We start from the raw sequence: 25,172 nt of genomic DNA on the forward strand, positions 1-25,172 counted from the left end.
AAAAATATGAATCAGTATGAAGCAGCCGACGAAATAGCTATGATAGTGCCCGGTTCCGCCGGGGAGATCTGCCAGGCTATGAAAACAAAAAATCCTTTTAAAACCATCAGGATATTCTCCAGGCATTTTAAAGGGCTGGTAGAGGCACACAATTTAACCATGACCGAAAAATGCCTTCGGGTAATAGGCAAAATCTATGAAAAAGGAGATGTGGCAGTAAAGAACGCAGTAGAAACCGTTTTTATATTCTCCTTAGATCTTATAACCACTTCCTGCTCGGTAGCAGAACGTAATCAGATCATGAGTAAGCTACCCATTCAGGTATTCACCGCCTATTACCGGCAGGTATATAAAAGTGCTTTTTAGAAAGTTTTCATTTTAAAAATATATAAATATGGACGATGTCGTCATTGTCAGGTCTGCAACAAAAGGTGACCTGCATTTTGCATCCGCTATTATAGCGGAGATAGAATCATCAGCTAAAGCAAGAGGTAGTGGTATTGCTAAACGAAGCGAAGCTTACATACATGAAAAGATGTTGGATGAAAAGGCTGTTATAGCAGTAACGCCAACAAACGAATGGGTGGGTTTCATTTATATGGATACATGGAGCAATGGCGATTACGTATCGCACTGCGGTTTGATTGTTGCACCTCTATTCAGGAGGATGGGCATTGCCACCCGGCTCAAAGAAAAAATATTTGAACTGTCAAGAACCAGATTTCCCGAAGCCAGGATATTTGGTATTACCACTACGCTCGCAACTATGCGTATTAACTCCAAACTGGGTTTACAGCCGGTTACCTTTTCTGAGATTGTGCAGGATGCAGCATTTTGGGATAAATGCAAAAGCTGTGTGCATTATAAAGACCTGTGCAAAGCTGGATTCAAAAACTGTTTCTGCACCGCTATGATGTTCGATCCTCATAATGACGATAGTTTTCGGTTGGAGAACAAAACCTCTATGCTGACCTCTGTTGATGCCCATTTCTGAACCTTATCGAAATGATAAAAGCCCTTTCAAAACGAAAGGGTTTTTTAATAGAGTGAATTGGCTTGGTTTTATTTATTGTGCTGTTAATCAATTTTTTGTACCGTTTTTTTAATACTGGAATATGAATTGTTTTAGGTTGGCATATAAAATTTTACAAAAATGTATCGCAGCAACCAACATTTTATCAGAAAGCCCCTGGAGGCATTTTTCAACCACATCTTAAAACCTCAATTCCTAAATAATACACTATGACAGCTGTTTTAATCATTGCAGGACTGATCCTGTTCGCATTGTTCTTTGCTTTCATTAAATACTTTGAAAAAATATGATCCTCTTATTTATTATAGCCATTGCTGTATTTGTTTATATCTGCTATGTGCTGATCAAACCAGAAAAATTTTAAGAAGCTGACAGGATACCTGTTGGTGTATAGTCAACCACTAATTATCAATTAATCAAAATGAATACAGAAATTTCCGGAGTGATCCTGATGTATGCACTGGTGATACTACTCGCAATCCCATTGGGCAGATACATCGGGAGAGTCTTTAGCAATGAATCTACATGGCCCGATCGATTGTTCAATCCAATCGACCGGGTATTTTATAAGATGTCGGGTGTTGACCCAACCAGGCCAATGACCTGGAAGCAACACCTGCTTTCCTTGTTAACCATTAACCTGGTATGGTTTATATTAGGCATGTTCGTTTTAATGAACATGAGCTGGTTGCCATTAAACCCGGACGGGAATCCTTCAATGGGTGCCGACCTGGCCTTTAACACTGTTACCAGCTTTATTTGTAATACTAACCTGCAACATTATTCCGGTGAAACCGGTATGTCTTATTTAGGACAATTGATACTGATGTTGTTCCAGTTTATCAGCGCGGCAAGTGGTATTTCTATCGCGTCTGTATTATTTACTGCAATGAAAGAGCGTACTACGACACAGCTGGGTAACGCTTATTTTTTCTTTGTTCGTACCTGTACCCGCATTCTTTTTCCCATAGCATTAGTTACCGCCGTTCTATTGTTGTTGAACGGTACCCCTATGACTTTTGAAGGTAAGGATACCATCACCAGTGTGCAGGGAGATACCATACAGGTAAGTCGCGGCCCGGTAGCTGCTTTTGTACCGGTTAAGCACCTCGGCACCAATGGAGGAGGTTTTTTCGGACCTAATTCTGCACACCCGCTTGAGAATCCCAATTATATGACAAACATCATTGAGATGGTGGCTCAAATGATCATTCCTGTAGCCCTGATCTTTGCCTTAGGTTATATACTAAAGAGAAGGAGGTTTGCCCGTATGATCTATGGGGTGATGACCATTGGCTTCCTGATCCTGGTCATTCCAACTATTGTCAACGAAGTTAGCGGTAACCCTGCTATAAGCCGCATGGGCATTTCGCAGCCATTCGGTAATATGGAAGGAAAAGAAGTGCGTTTCGGGCCGGTGGCTTCGGCTTACTGGAGCATTGCCACTACTGTAATATCTACCGGTAGCATCAACTCCATGCATGACAGTTTTATGCCGTTAAGTGGTATGAACCAACTGCTGGGCATGATGGTCAATTGTTTCTATGGTGGTGTAGGTGTAGGGCTGATGAATTTTTACATCTTTATTATACTGGCCGTATTTATAAGCGGATTAATGGTGGGACGTACACCCGAATTTATGGGTAAGAAAATTGAAGCAAGAGAAATGAAAATAGCCATGATCATAGCCTTGCTTCACCCACTGTTCATACTCGCCGGCACCGCTATTGCCAGTCATTTATACGCAGGTAGCCCTGAAGCTTATGCAGGCTGGTTAAATAATCCTGGTTATCATGGGTTTAGTGAAATGCTATACGAGTTTACCTCTTCGAGTGCTAACAATGGAAGTGGATTCGAAGGCCTGGGCGACAATACGCCTTTCTGGAACATTGCCTGCGGTATCGTAATGATGTTGGCTCGTTACCTCCCCATCATCGGCCCCATAGCCATTGCAGGTAGCCTGGCTGCTAAAAAGTACACGCCTGAAAGTGCGGGTACATTGAAAACAGATACATCAACTTTTGGTTTGATGATCTTTGCGGTGATCGCAATCGTAGCTGCCTTATCCTTTTTTCCTGCACTGGCGTTGGGCCCTATTGCAGAATATTTTTCACTCTATTAAGTTAATAAAATGAATACGAATAATAAACTGTTTCAGGCCGGCCTGGTAAAAGAAGCCCTGAAGCAATCTTTTATCAAATTAAGCCCGGCCAAGATGTTTCGCAATCCGGTAATGTTTACCGTATGGGTGGGTACCCTGGTAATGGCTGGTGTATGTGTCTGGATCGCTACCGGTGAGCAAAACCAGGGCAGTTTGGTCTATAACCTGGTGGTAACCGCAGTGCTGTTCATCACCTTGTTGTTCGCCAATTTTGCTGAAGCGATTGCGGAGGCAAGGGGCAAGGCGCAGGCCGATAGTTTACGCAAGACCCGCGAAGAAACGCCTGCGCGGCTGATTCAGCCGGTGGGAGAAATGTATGTGAATGAAGTAAAAGTAGTTTCCTCATCGCAACTCAAAAAAGGAGATGTATTTCTCTGCGAAGCCGGAGATATCATTCCCTCCGATGGAGAAATTGTGGAGGGCCTGGCCACTATCGATGAAAGTGCCATCACTGGTGAAAGTGCACCTGTGATCAGGGAAGCAGGTGGCGATAAAAGCAGCGTTACCGGCGGTACCAAAGTATTGTCAGATAAGATCAAGGTAAAAGTAACCACGGAAGCAGGTGAAAGCTTCCTGGATAAAATGATTGCCCTGGTAGAAGGGGCAAGCCGGCAGAAAACACCTAATGAAATTGCGCTCACTATTTTGCTGGCAGGCTTTACGCTGGTGTTTATCATTGTAACAGTGACATTAAAGCCTTTCGGGGACTATGCGCAAACACCCATTACGATCGCCGCTTTTATTTCCCTGTTTGTATGCCTGATCCCGACTACCATCGGTGGCTTATTGTCAGCCATTGGTATCGCGGGCATGGACCGGGCATTGCGGGCGAATGTAATTACCAAGAGCGGTAAAGCGGTAGAAACTGCCGGAGATATAGATGTACTGCTATTAGATAAAACAGGTACCATTACGATCGGCAACAGGAGAGCTACCCATTTTCATCCGGTTGAGGGGGTGTCAAAAGAGCAATTTATAAAGGCGGTTGTCTTGAGCTCTGTTGCTGATGAAACGCCCGAAGGTAAATCGATCATTGAACTGGCAGGTGTTGATGTAAAGGCTTACCAGGTCGCTGATGCGCAGTATATAAAATTTACTGCAGAAACAAGGAGTTCTGGTATTAACTATGCTGGTAACCAGATCCGTAAAGGTGCTTCAGATGCGATCCGTAAACTGGTAGAGAAAGCGGGCAACAGGTTTCCCGAAGAGGCTGATAAAAGCGTTAAAGCGATATCCGGTAACGGAGGCACGCCATTAGTAGTGGCGGAGAACAACCAGGTGATGGGTGTGGTAGAATTGCAGGATATTATTAAGCCGGGTATACAGCAACGTTTTGAAAGGCTGCGTAAAATGGGAATTAAAACGGTAATGGTAACCGGCGATAATCCTTTAACCGCAAAGTATATAGCTGAAAAAGCGGGTGTAGATGATTTTATTGCCGAAGCTAAGCCCGAAGATAAAATGAATTATATCCGTAAGGAGCAATCAGAGGGACGATTGGTAGCAATGATGGGCGACGGTACCAATGATGCACCTGCACTGGCACAGGCCGATGTGGGCGTAGCAATGAATAGCGGTACGCAGGCGGCTAAAGAAGCCGGCAATATGGTCGACCTGGATAATGATCCCACCAAACTGATTGAAGTAGTGGAGATTGGTAAGCAGCTGTTAATGACAAGAGGCACATTAACCACTTTTAGTATTGCCAATGATGTAGCCAAGTATTTTGCAATAGTTCCTGCTTTATTTATTGCTTCAATTCCGGCATTGCAGGGGCTAAATATTATGAACCTGCATTCCCCGAAACAGCCATTCTTTCGGCCGTAATCTTTAATGCAATCATTATACCGATGTTAATACCATTAGCGTTGAGAGGTGTTGCCTATAAGCCAATTGGCGCCAGTGCCCTCTTAAGGAGAAACCTGCTGGTATATGGCTTGGGTGGTATTGTTGTTCCTTTTATAGGTATCAAGCTGATCGATATGCTTGTTGCTTTATTTATTCGTTAATCATTATAAATAATTATACAAATGAAAGAAAATATAATGCCTGCTATCAGGCTGACTTTAGTATGCCTTGTTTTTTTCTGTGGCATTTATACATTGATTGTTTTAGGGCTTGCCCAGCTTACACCCAACAAGGGGAATGGCGAAACGATCAACCTCAATGGTAAAAAGTATTACTCCAATATCGGACAGAAATTTACAGAGGATCGATATTTCTGGTCGAGGCCTTCTGCAGTGGACTACAACGCTGCTGGCGCTGCGGGAAGTAATAAGGGACCTTCCAATCCTGATTATTTACAAACGGTTCAACAACGTATTGATACTTTTTTAGCACATAATCCCGGCGTTCGTAAAGCAGATATACCCTCAGACCTGGTTACTGCCAGCGGCAGTGGGCTTGATCCACATATTTCTGTGCAGGCAACTGAAATTCAGATTAAGCGTGTGGCTGCAGTACGTGGAATCACCGAAAGCGAGCTTCGCCAACTGGTAGAGCAAAATGTCGAAAAACCACTGCTCGGATTGTTTGGGACGGAAAGGATAAATGTGCTTCAGCTAAACCTGGCCTTGGATCACCTAAAACGAAAAATATAAAAGGATATCGCAGATGAAAAAGATTTTATTAGCCGGCATGCTGCTGGCCGGCATAGAAGCGTTCGCACAGGATGATAGCACTGGTGCTCCATTAACTGTTAGCGGCTACCTGGAAGCTTATTATACGTACGATCTGGGTCGTCCATCGAACCACAACAGGCCATCCTTCATATATTCACATAACCGGCATAATGAAGTGAACCTGAATTTAGGTTTGGTCAAAGCCGCCTACGAGCGCCGCAACGTAAGAGCGAACCTGGCTTTGGCAGCAGGTACGTATATATGAATGCTAATTACGCTGCAGAACCAGGTGTATTGAAGAATCTCTATGAGGCTAATGCGGGTATAAAAATATCCAGGCGTAAAGAGATATGGGTCGATGCGGGCGTGCTCTCTTCCCACCTTGGTTTTGAGAGCGCCGTTGGTAAGGATAACTGGACGTTGACGAGGAGTCTTTTTGCAGATAATTCTCCCTACTTTGAAACCGGCGCCAAACTATCTTACACTACTGATAATGGCAAATGGCTGATAAGCGGATTGGTATTAAACGGATGGCAACGCATACAGCGGACTGATGGAAATAATACCCCGGCATTCGGCCATCAATTAACCTATAAACCTAATAGCAGGGTAACAATTAATAGCAGCTCTTTTATCGGTAATGATAAACCGGATAGTGTGAAACAGATGCGTTACTTTCATAATCTCTATGGTGTATTCCAGGTTACCGGGCAGTTGGGTATTACTGCTGGTTTCGATATTGGGGCTGAACAAAAATCAAAGGGAGCAGCAGCTACAATACCTGGTATACCCCGGTTATGATCATCCGGCTAAGCCCGTTGCCAAGGCATAGCATTGCCGCCAGAGGAGAGTATTACCGGGATAAGAACGGGGTGCTCATTTCAACCAACACAGTTAATGGTTTTAATACCTGGGGATACTCACTCAATTACGACTTCCTTGTTTTGCCCAATGCGATGTGGCGCCTGGAAGCCCGTGGTTTTTCGTCGAAGGATAGGATCTTTGTAAAAGGAGACGATCAGTCTGCCTCCAACTATTTTATCACTACCTCAATAGCTCTTGCTTTTTAATGACAGATAGTAACCATACTGCCCAGCATTTCCTGGACCTGATCCGTAATTCGAAACGGGGAAGTTTAAAATTTACATTGGCATGAGTGCGGGTGTAGGTAAAACCTACAGGATGTTACAGGAGGCGCATGCCTTGTTAAGAAATGGAGTGGATGTTCAGATAGGGTATGTGGAAACCCATAACAGGGCCGAAACTCATGCCCTACTGGATGGGTTACCTATTATTCCCCGGCGGAAGCTTTTTTATAAAGGGAAAGAATTAGAGGAGCTGGATATGCAGGCGGTGATCAACCTCCGGCCGGAGGTTGTGATTGTAGACGAGCTGGCGCATACGAACATAGAGGGTAGCCAGAATGCCAAGCGCTGGCAGGATGTAATGGATATTCTGGACGCAGGTATCAACGTAATCAGCGCCGTAAATATTCAGCATATTGAAAGTCTGAATGATGAGATAAAGGAGATCACCAATATTGAGGTGAAAGAGCGTATTCCCGATAGTGTATTGACCAAAGCCGATGAAGTGGTGAATATTGACCTTACCGCCGATGAATTAATAACCCGGTTAAAGGAAGGGAAGATATATGAGGCTGCTAAAATCGAAGCCGCCATCAACAATTTTTTCAAAAGCGATCATATATTACAGTTAAGAGAACTGGCGCTGAAGGAAGTGGCTTCGCATGTAGAGCATAAGGTTGAAAGCGAAGTGACCAGGGTGAACGCTTTGCGGCATGAACGTTTTATGGCCTGTATCGGAACCAACGAAAAAACAGCGAAGCTGGTGATCCGCAAAACAGCCCGCCTGGCCAATTATTACCATAGCAAATGGTACCTCTTATATGTACAAACGCCTAAGGAAAGCGCCGATAGAATTGCGCTGGATAAGCAACGGCACCTTATCAATAATTTTAAGCTGGCTACAGAACTCGGCGCTGAGATCATCAGGGTAGAAGCAGGCAATGTGGCAAGAGCAATTATGGTACAATGTGAAGAAAGGCAGATTACAACGGTTTGTATTGGGAAACCCCATTTTTCCTTGTTCGGCATTATTCTCTCTACGGGCACTTTCCAGGCTTTGTTAAATAAGTTGTCCAGCAACAATATCGATCTTGTAATTTTATCATAGCATAAGTGTATGCTTGTTTCACCCCAGGGGGAAAATAAAACGAAAACGGATGAAAATTAAAGCCAGGTTAACAATAGGCATAGGGCTATTATTTTTGATGATCTTATTGCTCTCGCTTATTAGCGGGGGATATGTATACCAGCTGAAGGCGGATACTACGAATATATTAAAAGCCAACTACAACACACTGGAGTATGGACGTAACATGTTGCTTGCACTCGATGATGTGAGCACAGATACTACGGCTTTGGTAGCGTTTAGCCGTAACCTGCAGGATCAGCAAAAGAATGTAACCGAGCCGGGAGAAAAGAAACAACACAACGTGTAGCAGAACATTTCAGGCAACTGCAAAATGATCGGGGTGAAGAATCTGTAAAGGCTTTGATCAGGAAAGATATTTCAGAGCTGATGCGGTTGAATATGGAAGCCATAGAGCAAAAAAGTAAATTGGCAACTGCTACGTCTGAAAAAGCGATTGTAGTGATCTCTGTAGTAGGTACGCTTTGTTTTATTATCGCTTTTGTTTTGCTCATCAATTTGCCGTCCAGTATAGCGAACTATTAAAACATTAACGGCAAGCATCCGCCAGATTGCTAATCAGAACTACAGCCAGCGACTGCATTTTGATCAGGCCAATGAATTTGGTGAACTGGCCCGGTCATTTAATGTAATGGCCGAAAAGTTGCAGGAGTATTCGGATAGCAAACTGGATAAGATATTAAAGGGAAAGAAAAGAATTGAAGCGCTGATCAATAATATGCATGATGCCGTTATTGGGATTAACGAAAAAAGAAAGGTCCTTTTTGCTAATGATGAAGCCCTTAAGCTGACCGGTCTGAAGCGGGAGGACCTGGTTGGGAGAAATATCCAGGATGTTGCCGTGCAAAATGACCTGGTAAGATTAATGGCACAAGCTATACTGCAACCCGCTGTAACAGATGATGGGCACCTGCCCGTTAAAATTTATGCGGACCAAAAAGAAAGTTATTTTGAGAAGGAGATTGTTGATATCAATATCACACCTACAGGTGAAACAGATGCGCAGTTTATAGGGCAGGTAATTATTTTGAAAAACATTACTCCTTTTAAGGAACTGGATATAGCGAAAACTAATTTTATAGCAACAGTATCCCACGAACTGAAAACGCCAATCGCTTCCATAAAAATGGGCCTCCAGCTCTTAGGTAATGAACAGGTGGGAACTCTTAATAAAGAGCAATTGTCGCTGCTGGAAGGCATCAGCGAAGATGCCGGAAGGTTGCTTAAAATAACCGGCGAATTGCTTAATATAACGCAGGCTGAAAGTGGCATGATACAGCTGACCATGGTCGCAACGCCGGTAGATGAGATCATTCATTATGCCTTACAGGCAACCAAAGTAGCGGCCGATCAAAATCAGGTTCGTATACAAGTTTCCGCTGACAGGGGATCGCTAACTGTTATGGCGGATAAAGACAAGTCGGCATGGGTGTTAACTAACCTGTTATCCAATGCCATTCGTTATACGCATAGTAATGATGTGATCCAGTTGGGGATTGAGCAAAAAGAGCACCAGGTGGTCTTCTCGGTGAAGGATAATGGACCCGGAATCGCGCCGCAATTTTTGGAAAAAATATTCGACCGCTACTTTCGCATGCCCAACGAAAAAGGAGGTGGAACCGGACTGGGCCTTACTATTGCCAGGGAATTTGTTGAAGCGCAGGGTGGTTCGCTATCGGTGGGAAGTGTGTTAGGTGCAGGAAGCTGCTTTTCCTTTACACTGAATAGAGCTGAGTAGCCACCGTCCTTGAATCTTCCCGGAATTTGCATAACCGCCAACCGGGGGCTATACAAGTAGCACAATGTTATCGTAAAAAATATTTAACAGATCTTAATGAGATATAAAAAAACAGCTTATATTTGTCTACTTAAATTATAGACTAATAGCTGTTAACCACCAGCGGCTGTATATCTAAACTAAATTGAATGAATAAGCTAATACAGTTTGTGACAAGTTCACAAGGCTACTATATTTCAGGCCGGGTGGTTTCTTTCCGAATCAAATTTTGATTTGTTGTAATTAACCAACGTTGTCGAGTAATCGTTTTCCCGGTTATAATTAGTTATAACCTGCAAAAGGTATCTCCAGACCTGTTCACTATAATCGGTGGTTGGTTATGGAGGCGGGACGGAGTGCCTTTTGCAGTATTATAACAATCTCTTTTTTGATCAGCAATGCTAAAGTAAGCGCGATAAGCTGTATTGCAAAATAACAAACGCGCAGCTTCTGTATATAAGTACATCCTGGAAAAATAAACAACCTCTTGGCTTTGGTCAGGAGGTTTGTTGTATAGGGTTGCGTTTCTTTTGGTTTTTCTTTCGGCCTCTCCATATCAGGAAACCAGTAATGGGCAAGCTGGCCGCAATAAGGCTGGCAAAGAACGCCAGTATTTTTCCAGGCAAACCCAATACAGCGCCTACGTGAATATCATAATTCATACGGGCTATTTTATCAGATAGCGGGGCGGTTTCAAACTTGCCCGCATAAACGCCATGGGTTGGCAACTCCTTGCCGGTATATTGGTCGTAATGATAGAAGTCGGCATTGAAATAGCTGTCCAGGTTGTGATTTACGTAGCCTTCCAATGCGTCAGCATGATCGTGCGGAAATACTATACCCACTTTATTGTCCGTTTTTTTCTGCTTCATTAAACCCAGCCAAATCGTATTCACCATCTTTTGCTTGTTTACGGTTCCCGCTAATGTGCTGTCAGAAAGCGGATGTACATGTTCGGGCATGGTTTTTCCACCCGAGGTAACAAAATAAACCGAATTGGAAAACCATTCAAATCCCATTACCAGCCCTGTAATAGCCAGGAAAATGGCGATCCAGGTCATATAAAAACCGAATACATTATGGATGTCATAATTTTTCCGGCGCCATTTGGTAGTGGGTTTCCATTTGAGCCGGAAACGCTGTTTGGCAGCCGCTTTGTTTTTCGGCCACCAGAGAATGATACCGGTGATCATCATGATCAAAAAGATCAGCGTGGCTGTCGATATAATCATTCTTCCTGTTTGCCCCAGCCAGAGCTCATAATGCCCCATGGTAATAATCCGGAAGAAATCGCTGCTCATGTCTTTGACCTTTTGTACATGCCCTGTGTAAGGGTTCACGAATATCTGGTAATATACTTCCTCATCATAATAATAAGCCAGGGCTGCGTCCCGGGTGCCCAGGTATTCAATCGAAACGGTTTCTTTGCCGTTCAGGTATTGATCTGCCGAATCTTTTAAAACAGTGGGAGGTAGGTAACTGCTGCCCGTTTCTTCTACAAACCTATACGGTTGGGTAGCATCACTGATCTCTCTTTCAAAAGCCAGTATACAGCCGGTAATGCCCAGCCATACCACTATAATGCCCGAAGCAAGGCCTAGCCACAAATGGAGCTTCCCGATAGTTTTCTTAAACGTCATATAGTTTCCTTAAAAGTAACTGAGGCTGCCTCTAAGAGGTAACCTCAGTTACTGATTAGTTATGTGTTGTACACTAATTGTTTGGGGAATTACCTCCTCAAATTTAAAGTCATTTTATCGATTCTTAAAAAGAATAGGTAACTGATAAACGGGCATTTCTTGGTGGCTCCGCCTGGTAGTAATAAGCTTCGGCAGATGTGCTCCAGTCGCCAGGTACTGTAGGGCTGGCTGAGTATGACCCGGAGAACAGGTATTTGTCAAGTATATTAAATACGTTCAATACCAGCTTGTATTTATTTCTCGAATAAGATATACCACCATCCAGTTTAAAGTAGTCGGGTAACTGCTGGCCTTCGGTCGACCATCCGGTATACCGGTCGATTAAGGATGTGAAACCCCGTTAAAACCTAAGCCCTGTAAAGTGCCCTTTTGAATTTCGTAGCCAAGCCAGGCATTGGTGGTGTGTTTGGCATAACCCGGCAGCAATTGTCCTACGGTATAACCCACGGCACCTTCAGCAACCTCGGTCACCTGCGCGTCAGTAAATGCATAGTTGGCAATAGCCGTGAAGCCAGGTAAGATGGTACCTCTGGCATCAAATTCAACACCTCTGGCTATCTTCTCACCTAACACCATACTGTAGCCCTGGCTGGGAGAACTGTGTACCGGGTCGCCGGTTAACTCATTTTGTTTTAAGATGCGGTATACAGACAAGGTGGTGGACCATCTGTCTTCAAACCAGTTCTTTTTGAGGCCTAATTCCATATTATTGCCTGTAATAGGTTTAATCTTACCACCGTTAAATAGTCTGCCTGCCTGTGGCGTAAATGCCTGGTCATATAAAGCATACGCGGAGAATGATTTATTAATAGAGTAGCTTAAACCCACTCTTGGTGTAAAGCGTTGTGCTTTAGAATATTCAACATCTACTCCATATACCTGGCTTACGTCTGTAAACCTGCCGGCGATTGTTAAACGAAGTTTTTCCTGGAAAAATGCGATCTCGTCCTGCACATAAATGCTGGAGTAGCGCTGTTTTTGAATACCTCCCGCCGCTACGGCTCTTTCTTCGATCGGCCTGGTACGGTCAAACACAGGATATCCGTTTACAGGAGTACCATAAGTTGGATTGTAGGGGTCAAAAAGAGCACCTATGGTGTCCAGGTCGTGGCTTTGCCCCCAGTCTGCATAGTAATTTTTGTTGGCTGCGTCAAGGCCGGCAAGAAAGCGGTGGCGAATGGAGCCGGTTTTAAAAGTACCGTTTAGAAATACCTGACCCAATGCCATGGTACTTTTGGCATCCCAAATGCCGATATTCCGGATAAGACTATCACCTGAAGGCGCTACATAAGATGGCCATGAGCTCATGCCTTTCTGGTCGTACCCAAAATAAGATCCCTGCGCAGTAAGTTTCCAGTTGTCAGAGAAATTGTGTTCAAATGTCAGGTAGCCGCTATGGTCATTTATCCTGGTAGGAGGCAAGCCTGGATTGGTATAGGTAAAGTTTGCGGGAAAGGTTCCGTATCCTTTCCGGGAGAAAACATAGTAAGAGCCTACTTCTGTCATGCGGGCAAACTGCCCGTTATACTCCAGTGTCAATTTTGATTTATCGTCTAGCTGGTAAGAAAGCACAGGGGCTACAACAAAACGATTATTATATTCATAATCACGTTGAGAACCTCTGTTTTGCGCAGCAACATTAAACCGGTATAACAGCTTTTTGTCTTTGCTCAGGGCTCCATCCAGGTCCAGGCTTCCCCGGTACAGGTCAAAGCTGCCTAAAGTGAAATTTACTTCGCCTTTGGTTGCCCCGGTTGGCTTTTTGGTAACCACATTATATAAACCACTGGGATCTCCGTTAGCTAACATAAAACCTGCCGGACCCTTTACAAATTCAATCCGGTCCACAAAGCTCATGTCTTCCGTTAATGGTCCCCAATAAGAGGCTACTACGTTCATGCCATTTCTAAATGCCTGTATCTGAGAGCCTCTTGAAACGATATTCGTATATAGGTCGCCCCAGTGTTCTGAACGGGCAGTACCACTCACATTACGGATAAGTCCATCACTCATACTGATGATTTGCTGATCTGCCAATACTTTTGATGTAACAACCTGTACGTTCTGAGAAAGCTCAATAAGCGGAGTTTGTACCCTTAGTGAGTTAGATGCTGTATTAACGTTAATACCATTTTTGTGTCCTACCACCACTACTTCACTCAGGTTGGTCGCACTGATATTGAGCTGCAGCGTTATTTCGCTGGTTTTTCCCGCTGTTACATTTACATCTCTTTCTAAATCATCATGGCCTACCAGGGAAATACGGATCTTGTAGCCCCCGCTACTAATTTATTAAAGCTGAAATAACCTGATTCGTTGGTAATAGTAGATTGGTCTTTGCCCGCCAGCTCTACCGTAACTCCCTGGGCTTCAGAGTTGTCGCTGGTGGTTATTCTCCCTGTTATTTTTCCTGTGCCTGATTGGGCGAGGGCCGATGTGGCGCTGATAAGCAATACGAATATTGCAGCCAATAGTGATTTAATCGCTGTCATATTAAAAATTTGGACGGCGAAAGTACCAGCGGTACAGAAAAAACATTTTCGAGATGCGGAAAAATATGGGAAGATCCTGCTTTTATGACTTTTCTATGATATACTACGCACTGCAGGGCCTTCGCATATTCAAGCGCCTGCTTGTTGTATCGTTGCGTTTAAAAAGATTCAACTGCGTTGGCCGCATAGCCAAAAATCCTGAAATGCTCCGGGTGGTTGGAGGAAATAATTTTTGTTTTTTCTCTTACCTGCGTCATACAATAAGTGTTGATGGCCTGTTGCATAGGCAAAGTGATGTATTGTTTGGCTTCTGCAATTTTTCCACTAAGAATGATCAGCTCAGGGTTGAATAGTTGAATAAGCGTAGAAGTGCCTTTGCCGATATTCGCGCCGATATCCGACAGTAATTGTATCGCATATTGGTCTCCTTTATTGGCCGCATCGATAATATGGCTGGGTGCCAGTTCCTGTATATCTTTTTTAGAAAGATTGCCTAAGATCGAGGTGGTGCCGGATGATATATCTTTCCGTGCAATCTTAGACAATGCCAGTCCCGAAGCTACTGTTTCGAGGCAACCTCTTTTTCCGCAATAGCACAACTCTCCGTGTTCTATGAACGGAATATGACCAATTTCTCCCGAGAAGCCCCAGCTGCCCTGTCTGATCTCCCCATCCATTATAATCCCTAATCCTACTCCCCAGTCCATTAATAATACCAGTACATTTTGTTTTCCTTTTGCCAGCCCATACCTGAGTTCAGCTAAAGCAGCGCCTTTAACATCGTTCTGTAGTATTACAGGTAATTGAAGCACAGCCTCCAGGTCTTGTTGTAAAGACTGTTCTGTTTGATCAAGCAGGTAGGTGTAATTCTCTCCCAGGCCTTGTGATATAAGCCCCGGCATTCCTATACTGCAACCTATGATCCGCTCACGAGGGATTTTTACGGCGCTTAATAATGACCGCACCGATTTTAGAATGTTTCCGCAAAAGTCTTTCCGGCTATTGCCCAGGTGTAGCGCTATCGTTTTGATAGGTGTTACAATATTAAAATTGTTATCTACAATGGCCAGCCGCATGGTAAAAAGCTCAACATCTATGCAAACAGTAAAAAACGACTGATCCCGGCAGGCGTAAAGATCGGCCTCCGGCCTCCGATCGATTCTCCTTTTCCTTTTTTTCGACCCATTTTTCTTTAACCAGCCGCGATATTATCGTAGATAAAACGGGAATGCTGATCTCAAGACTTTTCGTAAGGGCGGTTACCGGCATCGGTCCGTTAATGTGCAAGGCTCTCAGGAGTTTAATGGCAATCAGCTCCTGCTTATTAACCGTTTTTTGTTTGATCAGCGGGTTCAGGGCAAGCAAATCGATGTTCATTTGACAAAATATTTATGATCTTACAAAACTTTATATAATTATTTAAAAAACAAAATTATTTAATCGAAAAAATAAATAAAGATGATTTATTGGTATGAATTATTTGGTAATATTGTTTTCGTTTGCACTACATATGTTTGAGATCCACATTCAGAAATTGGATGAATATTTAAAATTTGTCTTTAATAAAAGATGGCAATACAGTAGAACTATTTACTAACTAATAATAATTTTTTAAGTATGAGTAATCATTCGAATGAAGCCCGCCGTAGCTTTTTGAAAAAGCTGATGCTTACCTCAGGCGCGGTTGCAACAGGAAGTTACCTGAGCGCTTCTGAAACTGAGGTAAGAAAGATCATTGGCCTTACCCGTAACAGCACTTTTGGCACGAACGATAACGTGAATGTAGCATTAATCGGCGCTGGGAGTATGGGCAGTGGCGATCTGAATACAGCCTTGCAGGTGCCTGGGGTAAAAATGGTTGCCGCCTGCGATCTGTATACCGGAAGGCTGGACGCTGCTAAAAAGAAATGGGGTAATGAGATCTTCACTACTAAAAGTTATAAAGAGCTATTAAATAGAAAAGATATAGATGCGGTTATTATTGCCACCCCCGATCACTGGCATCAGCAGATATCGATAGACGCCATGAACGCCGGTAAGCATGTGTATTGCGAAAAGCCAATGGTGCATAGCGTGGCCGAAGGTCCGGCTGTAATAGCCGCACAAAAGAAAACCGGGAAGGTATTCCAGGTGGGCAGCCAGGGCGTTTCATCGCTGGGAAATGAAAAGGCCAAAGAGTTACTGAAAGCGGCGCCATTGGAGAGCTGAATTATGCAGAAGGTTTTTGGGCAAGGAGAGATCCTGTTTCTGTATGGCAGTATCCCATTCCTGCCGATGCCTCGGAGCAAACCGTTGACTGGGATGCCTATATTGGTAATACCACCAAAAGGCCTTTCGATAAAATGCGTTTTTTCCGTTGGCGGAATTATAACGATTATGGCACAGGCATGGCGGGTGATCTGTATGTGCATTTATTTTCGAGCCTGCATTTTATAACAGATTCCCTGGGACCAGACAGGATATATTCAACAGGTGGTTTGCGTTTTTGGGACGATGGCCGTGAGTGCCCCGATATGCAGCTGGGCGCTTTCGATTATCCTCAAACCGCTGCGCATCCGGCATTTAATTTGTCCCTCCGCTGCAATTTTGTAGATGGTACCAGTGGTAATACTTACCTGAAGCTGGTAGGGAGCGAAGGCTCGATGGATGTAACCTGGGAAAGCGTTACTTTAAAGAAGAATAATTTTTCTGATAGTGGCGATCCTTTTCTTCAAAAACAAAAAGGTTTGGGCGAAGAGCCGCGCAAAAAAATATTGCCGCCGTTGGCTACTATTTATAAGGCCGAAGATGGCTACAAAGGTGGGCCCTACGATCATATGGTGAACTTTTTTACCGCTATCCGCAAGGGGAGTAGCAAGGATATTGCGGAAGATGCTGTTTTTGGTTACCGCGCTGCAGCGCCGGCTTTATTATGTAATGACAGCCTTAGAGAAAGAAAGCCACTTCAATGGGATCCTGTCAATATGAAAAAAGTGTAAATAGGTTAATCTTAAAAATAAATTCTAAACCCGCTGTGTCGGAGTTCATCCGGCAGGCAATAAAAATGAACAGATGAAGCTACTAATATGGACCGCTATCACTATAACTTCAGGTATGACGATTAATAATGATCCGGCTCCCGGAAAAAAGGTTGAGCATAACAACAAGGTGAATGTAAGTTCCTCGCCATTCGTAAAAGGTAAATGGCAAACTTTATTTGATGGCAAAACGCTGAAAGGCTGGCATGGCTATAACAAGGGTAAGGCTAAAGTGAGTAACTGGATCGTTGTTGATGGGGCCCTGGTTTGCCTGGGCGCTTCTGCCCATGATACCGGCGGGGATATTGTAACTGATCAACAATATGAAAACTTTGAGCTGGAATGGGAGTGGAAAGTAGATAAGGGTAGCAATAGCGGGGTAATGTACCATGTGGTAGAAGATGCAAAGTATAATGGGCCTTACGAAACCGGCCCGGAATACCAGATTATTGATGATGTGAATTTCCCTGGCAAACTGGAAGAATGGCAACAGGCAGGAGCTGACTATGCCATGCATAACGCTAATGCCGATAAAAAATTAAAACCCGTGGGAGAGTGGAATCATAGCAGGATCATCTTTAACAAAGGCCACGTAGAACATTGGCTGAATGGTAAAAAGATTGTGGCATTCGAAGCCTGGACGGATGAGTGGCATCAAAAGCGTACCACCGGTAAGTGGAAAACTTATACGGACTATGGAAAGGCCAAAACAGGCTTTATCGCTTTACAGGATCATGGCAATAAGGCTTACTATAAAAACATACGGGTTAAAGAGCTGTAGTAATTGCTACGCTGTTGTTAAAAGTCGATGAAGGCTTATGGGATTACTGTTTTTATCTTAATTTCAGGAAACTTTTAAAATACCCCTGAGTCAGCTATGGAGCAGCCGCAAATTAAAAACAGGTACGTTAATATTAATCTTTTAGGCTTAGCACTAATTGCCATAGCAATGGTAATTGGAGCTTATGTGATTGCCGGAGCCTATAAATACAAATTTAAAAAACAGGAAACCATACGCGTTACGGGCAGCGCCGGGAAGGATTTTGTAAGCGACCTGATTGCATGGAATGGCAGTTACAGCCGTAAAGCTTTTGATTTGAAGGAGGCCTACTCATTAATTAAAACCGATGAGCAGAACGTAAAAAGCTATCTCGTGAGCAAGGGTGTGAAGCCAGGCGAAATGATCTTCTCTTCGGTAAAAATCGATAAGCAGTTTGATACGAAGTATAATGAAGAAGGACGTATGACGGGGTCTGAATTTACCGGCTATAATCTTACACAAAATGTAAAAGTAGAGTCTAAAGATATTGCCAAGGTAGAAGGGTTGGCCCGGGAGATTACAGGGCTGATTGAAACCGGGATCGAATTAAATTCTCCCGAACCCTTATATTTTTATACCAAGCTGGCCGATCTGAAGCTGGATTTGTTAGATAAAGCAGCAGAAGATGCACGTAAGAGAGCAGATATTATTGCTCAGAAAACAGGCGGTAAGATCGTTAGTGTGAGCAAAGCTAATATGGGAATTTTCCAGATCACCGGGCAAAATAGCAATGAAGATTATAGTTATGGTGGCGCCTTTAATACCTCATCTAAAAACAAAACAGCAAGTATTACAGTAAATCTTGAATGTACAGTAAAGTAGCTTGCTCAAACAGCAGCAGTGCAGCAGGCGGCTGATGAATGTATTGTTATATTTTACCTCTTATAAACGTAAAGCCGGCTCCAATAGGGCCGGCTTTTAGCATTGACATAGGATAAAAATAGTTGCGTAGTCTATTTAACGTCGTTTCTAACAGCTTTCAGCTTAGATCCGGGAAGATAAATTTGAAATCCCACACCAATCATAGGAGAAAAAGCTGCTGCGGAGCTTCCAAAACCTGTGGTGAGGTTTAGTTTGGCTAACGCCTCTAATGCAACATTCTCTGTTACAAAATAGGCCAAACCTGGTCCAATTCCGGCTTCAAACCCGTTGGTAGAGCCGCCGCCACTCGACACATTTCTACCTCCTAAGCCAGCATTTGCTTCAGCAAAGAACGTGGTCTTTTTACTAGTTCACCTACCTCACTTTTGCTAAAATAATAACGGGCTAATGGTCCCACGCTGTACGAAACAGTGGTTCCTCCGTCTTTGATCGATCTTAGTCCAAGACCAACCTGTCCACCAATAGCTAACCTGTCTTGCACAAACCAGGCTGCTTTAGGAGATAAGTTGAAATTGAATTCAGATCCACCTCCCTGAAATGTACCGCCGATACTTCCGATTGTACCTCCGATAAGATAGTTGCCTTTCTCAAGTTGCGCTTTTGATACCATGCCGGTCAGGCAAAATGCCGTTGCTAAAAAGAAAATTTTTTTCATAATTACGGTTTTACTGAGAGGGCTTGCAATAACTGTGCCGCAAACAAAAACCCGGTTCGTTAAAACCGGGTCTATACATAGAAATTGTCTCTTAAACACTACGCAAGCTGAGCTTCTCTTTTTCTCTCTGTGGGTGCTGCTGCACTCCTTTCTTCAACATAGCGCTCAAATCTTGTAGCTGTCCACACGTGATCTAACTCAACGTTGTCCATGCTGGCATACCCACCTTTGGTAAGTTTGTTCCAGCTTCGGTCACGATTAAGATCGGTAACGATCTTAGAAGTAGTTTTAGGGTACGCAATCCAAAACTTTGTGTTCTCTTTTAAAGAAGGCATCACATCTGTTAAAATACCATTCAGCTGATTTTCATTTACAGCAAATACCAAGGCAAAGTCAAGTTTTCTTGATCTTAATAATGGTGTCATGTTTTTTGCGAATGAAAGCTTGCTAAACTGTTTTTCGATAGAAGATGGTAAGCCCTGAATTAAAAGATTCTTTTCGTCTGCGTACTGTAGTTTTTCAAAAACTGTTTGAATCATACAACTTGTGGGATTTATTAAAAAATACCAGGCCTCTTACAACCCGATTAATATTTACAAAGCCTCGAAAAGGTTTTGCAAAGGTAACCCAAAAAGTTTGACTATCTGGTATATTTAACAAAAAAGTCATTGATCTTTAATTATCAATGACTTTTGTATGTTGAAATAAAGTATTTTATTATTTGCTCACAGGCTTATAGTATTTTAAAGCTTCAGGCATATATTTTTGAAGTTGTTCAATCCTTCTTTCAGGTCCAGGGTGTGTGCTTAAAAATTCCGGCGTTCCGCCACTTCCGGCCTGGGCCTGCATTCTTTGCCAAAGACCAATAGCTTCCTGGGGGTTATAGCCTGCCATCGCAGCCCAGATCATTCCATAACGATCTGCTTCCAATTCCTGCTTTCTTCCAAAAGCCATAATTCCTACCTGGGATCCTACGCCTACAGCTGCTCCGAATATATTGCGCATGGCGGCAGAGCTTTTATTAGCCATAAATGCATCGAGGATACTGCCACCATATTGAGCTGCAATGGTTTGGCTCATGCGCTCATTGGTGTGACCGAACAGCGCATGCGATACTTCATGACCCATAACATTGGCTAAAGCTGCTTCATTTTGCGTTATAGGTAATAAACCGGTATATACCACAATTTTACCACCCGGCATGCACCAAGCGTTGGCCTCGTTACTTTGTACCAGCTTGGTTTCCCATTGGTAGCCTTGTAAATCCTGACCCATATTGTTCTGATTGAAGAATTGAGTAACTGCAGCAACAATCCGCTTACCCACACGGTTCACCATTTCGGCATCCCGGTTATTAGACGTAGTGGGAACTACTTTAGCGCTCGATAAAAATGATTGGTATTCACCTACAGCCATTTGTTGTAATTGCGATTCGGGTAATAATTTAAACTGGCTTCTGCCTGTAACTGCATTGGTAGAACAGGAAACTGCTATGGCAGCTACGGCAAACAGACTTAATACTTTCTTTATCATTGGTTTTGGATTTTAAATTTATTGTCCGCTGTACTATACGCAATCATTATACCAAACCAGTTTGGCTGAGCGTATAAGATAATGATGGTGGAATAAGAGTACTAAGAGTCTTGGTTTTTTTGGCGCCTGCGATCCCTCTTTTTGAAAATGGGTACTTTACTTTCACCGCCCCTGATAATACGACCGATGTTTTTTTGATGGGTAAGAATGACCAGTAAGGCTACTGTAACCGCAAAGCCGCGATAAATAGGGTTATCTACATTGAATATAACCAATATGAAAACCGGAAATGCGACACTTGCCAATATGGAACTCAATGAAACAAATCTAGTAAGATATAGAACCAGCAGAAAAACACCCGAGCATGCAAGGGCAGTCCACGGAGAAATGCCAATTACCAGTCCAAACAAAGTGGCAACCCCTTTGCCGCCTTTGAAATCAGCCCATACCGGGAAGATATGACCAATAACCGCGGCAATGCCCAATATGAGCTGCATATTTAGCAAAGCAATTTCAGTGTTGAACTCGGGTAGCAAAGCCGCCAGTTTTACGGAAAAAATCCCTTCAACACATCACAGATCATAACAAAAGAACCCCAACGCGGGCCCAATATGCGAAAAGTATTGGTGGCTCCTGCATTGCCGCTCCCATAATCCCTGATGTCAATGCCAAAAAATCCCTTGCTCACCCAAACGGATGTCGGAATGCTGCCCAGGCAGTACGCACATAAAACTAATAAGATTTCCTGCATTATTTATCCGTTATATGGAGCAATGAGTTTCAAATATAGTGTATATACCAATATCTATCTGTTCTTTACGACACCAAATAATTCACAATAAGGAAATTAGTTTCCTTATATTCCCTGTAAAACTGCTGCACAAATATACGCCGGTTTTAGCAGAATTTGCGTTCATTAACAGGTTGGAAGATCGAACTGGCGCCTGTTCGGGGATATTCGCACTGTTTTCCTATTTATTGATTGTCAATAATTTAGGGTCTTTTGGTGCCATTGCGACCTCCGTTTGTGTTAAAATAACCGTTTAGTTTTAGCATATTGCTAACTATACTGTTGGCAATACAGTTCTTGGGCACGTGTCTGGTATTTAACGCATTTTTACTACAGCTTTTTAAAGCTCAGGCAAAGCCAGTTATTCCGGGCATTTTTTTCAGTCAACGAAAGTTGATTGTTTTCCGCAGTTTCCCTGATAATATCGAAATCTTCTTCTAGTATACCACTTAGGATGAGCTCCCCGCCGGTATGTAGTTGTGACGAAAGATCTTTCATGTTTTCCAGCAACACATTCCGGTTGATATTGGCCAATATAATGTCGAAGTTTTCACCCATGATCGCCGAATCGGATTGTATTAAACGGATACGGCGGTATTGTTTTGATCGAAATTTTCGCGGGCGTTTAGTATGCTCCACTCGTCTATGTCATTGGCAAATATATTTTCAGCGCCCAGCCGATGAGCCAGGATTGCCAGTACACCCGTTCCGGTGCCGAAGTCAAAAACTGATTTCCCAGGAAAGGAGATCTTTCGCATTTGCTGCATCATTAGGTGCGTGGTTGCATGATGGCCGGTACCAAAGCTCATTTTAGGAGTGATGAGGATCTCGTGTTGTATATTTTGCAGAGGTTCGTGAAAAGATGCCCTGATTCCTACAAAATCATCTACGATAACAGGATTGAAATTAGATTCCCATACCGCATTCCAGTTTTGAGGCGCTATTTCCTCCTTCTCAAATTCCAATTGATAGGTTGATGCGAGTTGGGCAATCTCGTCCTGGTTATAATTTTCTAGGAGGAAGATCACCTTCAGCCCGTTGTCTGTTTCTTCAAATCCCTCAGCAGTGTTTTGGAGTTCTGCAATAACGATGTCCGCAATGTCTGACGGCACATTTCTAAAACTAATTACAATATGCATTTTATGTTTTGATTATTAACTGTTTTCAATCAACCGGGTAATCGTGTAGATCAGTAAACCCACCAGTCCACCCACTAATGTTCCATTAATGCGAATGAACTGGAGATCTTTGCCCACTTCCAGTTCCAGCTTGTTGCTGAGCTCTTTTCCCTGCCAGTTCCCTACCGTATTGCTGATGAGCTCGCCTACTTTAGATGTGTTCTTCAGTATATATTTGTAGGCGGTCTTCTGCACCCATTTATTCATTTTTTGCTGAAATGCCGGATCATTCTTCAAATTGCTCACCATGTCCCCGATGGTTTTTTGCAGGTAAAGCTGGATAGAAGACTCCTGACCTTCCAGGTCGCTAATGATAGCCTGTTGTATATGTTTCCATACCGAAGATGCGTATTGGTGAATTTTTTCGCCGCTTAGCAGGCTGTTTTTGATGTCTTCCAGTTCTTTCTGCCAGGCTGGGTTGGTTCTGATATCTTCTATAAAACGGATGAGCTGCTGGTTCACCTCCAGCCTTACTTTGTGATGGGGGTCCTGGTCTATTTCCAATAGGTAATTAGCCAGTCCTTTGGTTATTTTAGTGGCGATCAGGTTGTCCACAAAGCCAGGGATCAAAAAATGGCTTTCTTTTTCACCCTTTCCCGCACCATCGGTTCGTTTTCTGTCACATAATCGCGCAGCTTGGTTACCAGGTAGCTTAATATGCGTGTCTGGTCGCCTCTTTCCATAATAATATCGAGCCCCGATGCTACAGCGTTATTGAGCTTGATTTCTTTGAGTAGTTTTTGCGATTGAGTTGATATGAATTGAGTAACCATCTGGTCATCCGCTTTTCTTACCACATCTTTTAAAATTTTAGAAATTTCGGTAACTAAAAGCGTGAGGTTGTTAGGATTTTCCAGCCACTGTACCAGCAAACTGCTAACCTGAAGTTTTTCGATATAGGGGCGTATCGCAGGTCCGTTCAAAAAATTAGCAACAACAAATCCACCCAGGTTGTCGCCAATATTCTTTTTTTGTTTTCTATCAGGTTAGTATGCGGAATACGAATTCCCAAAGGGTGATGGAATAGGGCGGTTACGGCAAACCAATCGGCCAGGGCGCCAACCATGGCGGCTTCTGCAAAGGCTTTGATATAACCCAGCCATATATCATCCATGGTTTTCAATAGCCAGGTGGATAACACATAAATGATGGTCATCAATACAAAAAGCCCCGTAGCAATGGCCTTATGTTTCCTGAGCTGTTGCGCTTTAATAATATCGTTGAGTGGTTCAGGCATCCTGTGCTTTCTGCCTGATATCCTTAAAGATCATCACGGCATGTTCTCTTGAGTTTTCAATAAACAGGCGATGTGTATTCATTCCGCCACATATAACACCAGCAAGATAGATGCCGGGAATATTGGTTTCGTGTGTATCAGCATTAAGAACCGGGCATCGTACATCATCATCGCTCAGTTCAATGCCGGTTTTTTCCAGGAAATTCAGGTTGGGTTGGTAACCGGTAGCGGCAATAACCCAGTCGTTTTTTAATGTTACCGGTCCCTCAGGCGTATCAATATCTACTTCATGTTCGCGGATGGTTTTCAGCGAAGCATTAAAATAAGCTTTAATTGAACCCTCTTTAATCCGGTTTTCAATATCTGGTTTTACCCAATATTTTACTCTCGAGCCAATAGCATCGCCCTTTACTACCATGGTTACACGGGCACCTTTACGAAAAGTTTCCAGGGCCGCATCCACTGCGGAGTTCATGGCGCCCACTACTACCACATCCTGGAAGGCATAAAAATGCGGATCGCTATAATAATGAGTTACTTTCGGCAGTTCTTCTCCGGGTACCTGCAGCAGGTAGGGGATATCGTAAAACCCGGTTGCGATGATTACGTGGTCGCAGGTGTAAGTAGCTTTACTGCTTCGTATATGGAAGACCTTCTTTCCGTCTCCCATCAGAGAACCGCCATCTGCCACCTGTGATCTGCTCACCTCCATAACTTCTTCAAAAAGATGGATGTTGACGTTGAAATTTTGCGTTACCCGGCGATAATATTCCAGGCTTTCATTACGTGTGGGCTTGGCATTATTCGATATACAAAAGGCACATTTCCAATCTCCAGCCGGTCAGAAGTGGAGAAAAAGTCATGTTCACCGGGTAGTGGTATAGTGAATTAACCAGGCAGCCTTTTTCAAGAACGAGGTAAGAAATATTACTTTTTTGAGCCTCCAAAGCGCAGGCCAGCCCAATAGGGCCACCTCCAACGATGATCACCGAAAAATGAGATTGCATGTGACAAAGATAACGGCTGCGATTATCGAATATTTTA

At 43.3% G+C, this 25,172-nt stretch carries 29 protein-coding genes and 4 pseudogenes; 16 read left to right on the forward strand and 17 right to left on the reverse strand.

Features of this window, described 5'->3' with window-relative positions; genetic code table 11:
* Positions 1-6 precede the first annotated feature (6 nt).
* The 12 genes and pseudogenes from MKP07_RS16515 to MKP07_RS16565 all read left to right on the forward strand — a co-directional run bounded on the left by MKP07_RS16515 (position 7) and on the right by MKP07_RS16565 (position 9,785).
* Positions 7-366, forward strand: a complete 360-nt coding sequence (locus MKP07_RS16515) for a DUF7674 family protein (RefSeq protein WP_240848162.1) — start codon at positions 7-9, stop codon at positions 364-366.
* 28 nt (positions 367-394) lie between these two features.
* Entirely contained in the window at positions 395-994 is a 600-nt protein-coding gene (locus MKP07_RS16520; protein ID WP_240848163.1) for a GNAT family N-acetyltransferase, read from the forward strand.
* A 325-nt stretch (positions 995-1,319) separates the two neighbouring features.
* Complete coding sequence (kdpF, locus tag MKP07_RS42630; RefSeq protein ID WP_394803662.1) at positions 1,320-1,397, forward strand: K(+)-transporting ATPase subunit F; 78 nt, start codon at positions 1,320-1,322, stop codon at positions 1,395-1,397.
* Positions 1,398-1,454: 57 nt separating this feature from the next.
* Positions 1,455-3,155, forward strand: a complete 1,701-nt coding sequence (kdpA, locus tag MKP07_RS16525) for a potassium-transporting ATPase subunit KdpA (RefSeq protein WP_240848164.1) — start codon at positions 1,455-1,457, stop codon at positions 3,153-3,155.
* 9 nt (positions 3,156-3,164) lie between these two features.
* Positions 3,165-5,203, forward strand: a pseudogene (kdpB, locus tag MKP07_RS16530) (potassium-transporting ATPase subunit KdpB).
* 21 nt (positions 5,204-5,224) lie between these two features.
* A complete protein-coding gene (locus MKP07_RS16535) occupies positions 5,225-5,794 on the forward strand; it encodes a K(+)-transporting ATPase subunit C (protein ID WP_240848165.1) in 570 nt (189 codons plus the stop codon).
* A 13-nt stretch (positions 5,795-5,807) separates the two neighbouring features.
* Positions 5,808-6,080, forward strand: coding sequence for an outer membrane beta-barrel protein (locus tag MKP07_RS42635; protein WP_394803578.1), 273 nt, complete (start codon positions 5,808-5,810; stop codon positions 6,078-6,080).
* Positions 6,077-6,885 (forward strand): annotated as a pseudogene (locus MKP07_RS16540) (porin). Before MKP07_RS42635 ends, MKP07_RS16540 begins: the two are co-directional and overlap by 4 nt.
* Positions 6,886-6,967: 82 nt before the next feature.
* Complete coding sequence (locus MKP07_RS16545; protein WP_240848166.1) at positions 6,968-8,008, forward strand: sensor protein KdpD; 1,041 nt, start codon at positions 6,968-6,970, stop codon at positions 8,006-8,008.
* 49 nt (positions 8,009-8,057) lie between these two features.
* On the forward strand, positions 8,058-8,336 hold the full coding sequence (locus MKP07_RS16550) for a hypothetical protein (RefSeq protein ID WP_240848167.1): 279 nt from the start codon (positions 8,058-8,060) through the stop codon (positions 8,334-8,336).
* A 53-nt stretch (positions 8,337-8,389) separates the two neighbouring features.
* The gene (locus MKP07_RS16555; protein WP_240848168.1) at positions 8,390-8,572 is read left to right on the forward strand and encodes a hypothetical protein; all 183 of its coding nucleotides are present in this window, start codon (positions 8,390-8,392) and stop codon (positions 8,570-8,572) included.
* 106 nt (positions 8,573-8,678) lie between these two features.
* On the forward strand, positions 8,679-9,785 hold the full coding sequence (locus tag MKP07_RS16565) for a sensor histidine kinase (protein ID WP_240848169.1): 1,107 nt from the start codon (positions 8,679-8,681) through the stop codon (positions 9,783-9,785).
* A 536-nt stretch (positions 9,786-10,321) separates the two neighbouring features.
* Here the strand turns inward: MKP07_RS16565 and MKP07_RS16570 are convergent.
* The 6 genes from MKP07_RS16570 to MKP07_RS16595 form a co-directional block, all read right to left on the reverse strand.
* Positions 10,322-11,464: a PepSY-associated TM helix domain-containing protein gene (locus MKP07_RS16570; protein ID WP_240848170.1), complete on the reverse strand. Its 1,143-nt coding sequence runs from the start codon at positions 11,462-11,464 to the stop codon at positions 10,322-10,324.
* A 124-nt stretch (positions 11,465-11,588) separates the two neighbouring features.
* Positions 11,589-11,744 carry a hypothetical protein gene (locus tag MKP07_RS16575; RefSeq protein WP_240848171.1) on the reverse strand — a complete coding sequence of 52 codons (156 nt, stop codon included), beginning with the start codon at positions 11,742-11,744 and terminating at the stop codon, positions 11,589-11,591.
* A gap of 101 nt (positions 11,745-11,845) precedes the next feature.
* A complete protein-coding gene (locus MKP07_RS16580; protein ID WP_240848172.1) occupies positions 11,846-13,675 on the reverse strand; it encodes a TonB-dependent siderophore receptor in 1,830 nt (609 codons plus the stop codon).
* Positions 13,676-13,773: 98 nt separating this feature from the next.
* Positions 13,774-14,016 carry a carboxypeptidase-like regulatory domain-containing protein gene (locus tag MKP07_RS16585; RefSeq protein ID WP_240848173.1) on the reverse strand — a complete coding sequence of 81 codons (243 nt, stop codon included), beginning with the start codon at positions 14,014-14,016 and terminating at the stop codon, positions 13,774-13,776.
* A gap of 158 nt (positions 14,017-14,174) precedes the next feature.
* Positions 14,175-15,092: an ROK family protein gene (locus MKP07_RS16590; protein WP_240848174.1), complete on the reverse strand. Its 918-nt coding sequence runs from the start codon at positions 15,090-15,092 to the stop codon at positions 14,175-14,177.
* A gap of 10 nt (positions 15,093-15,102) precedes the next feature.
* Positions 15,103-15,393, reverse strand: a complete 291-nt coding sequence (locus tag MKP07_RS16595; protein WP_240848175.1) for a MarR family transcriptional regulator — start codon at positions 15,391-15,393, stop codon at positions 15,103-15,105.
* 240 nt (positions 15,394-15,633) lie between these two features.
* On the opposite strand from MKP07_RS16595, the gene MKP07_RS16600 reads away from it, so the two are divergent.
* From MKP07_RS16600 to MKP07_RS16615, 4 genes are all read left to right on the forward strand, one after another.
* Positions 15,634-16,224, forward strand: a complete 591-nt coding sequence (locus tag MKP07_RS16600) for a Gfo/Idh/MocA family protein (protein ID WP_240848176.1) — start codon at positions 15,634-15,636, stop codon at positions 16,222-16,224.
* Positions 16,225-16,358: 134 nt separating this feature from the next.
* Positions 16,359-16,994: a hypothetical protein gene (locus tag MKP07_RS16605; RefSeq protein WP_240848177.1), complete on the forward strand. Its 636-nt coding sequence runs from the start codon at positions 16,359-16,361 to the stop codon at positions 16,992-16,994.
* Between the two features lie 73 nt (positions 16,995-17,067).
* Positions 17,068-17,814: a 3-keto-disaccharide hydrolase gene (locus MKP07_RS16610; protein ID WP_240848178.1), complete on the forward strand. Its 747-nt coding sequence runs from the start codon at positions 17,068-17,070 to the stop codon at positions 17,812-17,814.
* 96 nt (positions 17,815-17,910) lie between these two features.
* Positions 17,911-18,675 (forward strand): SIMPL domain-containing protein, encoded by a 765-nt coding sequence (locus MKP07_RS16615; protein WP_240848179.1) that lies wholly within the window; start codon positions 17,911-17,913, stop codon positions 18,673-18,675.
* A 131-nt stretch (positions 18,676-18,806) separates the two neighbouring features.
* Here MKP07_RS16615 and MKP07_RS16620 read toward each other — a convergent pair whose 3' ends face one another.
* The 11 genes and pseudogenes from MKP07_RS16620 to MKP07_RS38805 all read right to left on the reverse strand — a co-directional run bounded on the left by MKP07_RS16620 (position 18,807) and on the right by MKP07_RS38805 (position 25,135).
* Positions 18,807-19,028 carry a hypothetical protein gene (locus tag MKP07_RS16620; protein ID WP_240848180.1) on the reverse strand — a complete coding sequence of 74 codons (222 nt, stop codon included), beginning with the start codon at positions 19,026-19,028 and terminating at the stop codon, positions 18,807-18,809.
* 11 nt (positions 19,029-19,039) lie between these two features.
* Complete coding sequence (locus MKP07_RS16625; RefSeq protein WP_240848181.1) at positions 19,040-19,390, reverse strand: hypothetical protein; 351 nt, start codon at positions 19,388-19,390, stop codon at positions 19,040-19,042.
* A gap of 98 nt (positions 19,391-19,488) precedes the next feature.
* Positions 19,489-19,929 (reverse strand): hypothetical protein, encoded by a 441-nt coding sequence (locus tag MKP07_RS16630; RefSeq protein WP_240848182.1) that lies wholly within the window; start codon positions 19,927-19,929, stop codon positions 19,489-19,491.
* 178 nt (positions 19,930-20,107) lie between these two features.
* Entirely contained in the window at positions 20,108-20,923 is an 816-nt protein-coding gene (locus MKP07_RS16635; protein WP_240848183.1) for a M48 family metallopeptidase, read from the reverse strand.
* A 101-nt stretch (positions 20,924-21,024) separates the two neighbouring features.
* On the reverse strand, positions 21,025-21,459 hold the full coding sequence (locus tag MKP07_RS16640; protein ID WP_262919336.1) for a glycerol-3-phosphate acyltransferase: 435 nt from the start codon (positions 21,457-21,459) through the stop codon (positions 21,025-21,027).
* A gap of 11 nt (positions 21,460-21,470) precedes the next feature.
* Positions 21,471-21,674 carry a glycerol-3-phosphate acyltransferase gene (locus MKP07_RS38785; protein WP_262919337.1) on the reverse strand — a complete coding sequence of 68 codons (204 nt, stop codon included), beginning with the start codon at positions 21,672-21,674 and terminating at the stop codon, positions 21,471-21,473.
* 369 nt (positions 21,675-22,043) lie between these two features.
* Positions 22,044-22,852, reverse strand: a pseudogene (prmA, locus tag MKP07_RS16645) (50S ribosomal protein L11 methyltransferase).
* 15 nt (positions 22,853-22,867) lie between these two features.
* Positions 22,868-23,461 carry a DUF445 domain-containing protein gene (locus MKP07_RS38795; protein ID WP_262919340.1) on the reverse strand — a complete coding sequence of 198 codons (594 nt, stop codon included), beginning with the start codon at positions 23,459-23,461 and terminating at the stop codon, positions 22,868-22,870.
* Positions 23,458-24,128: pseudogene (locus tag MKP07_RS42640) on the reverse strand (DUF445 family protein). Before MKP07_RS42640 ends, MKP07_RS38795 begins: the two are co-directional and overlap by 4 nt.
* On the reverse strand, positions 24,121-24,939 hold the full coding sequence (locus tag MKP07_RS16660) for a YpdA family putative bacillithiol disulfide reductase (protein WP_317236035.1): 819 nt from the start codon (positions 24,937-24,939) through the stop codon (positions 24,121-24,123). Before MKP07_RS16660 ends, MKP07_RS42640 begins: the two are co-directional and overlap by 8 nt.
* On the reverse strand, positions 24,929-25,135 hold the full coding sequence (locus tag MKP07_RS38805; protein ID WP_262919342.1) for an NAD(P)-binding domain-containing protein: 207 nt from the start codon (positions 25,133-25,135) through the stop codon (positions 24,929-24,931). The genes MKP07_RS16660 and MKP07_RS38805 overlap by 11 nt, the downstream gene beginning before the upstream one ends.
* Positions 25,136-25,172: the final 37 nt, after the last annotated feature.

Source organism: Paraniabella hibiscisoli (genome assembly GCF_022512515.1).
Lineage (GTDB): Bacteria > Bacteroidota > Bacteroidia > Chitinophagales > Chitinophagaceae > Niabella > Niabella hibiscisoli.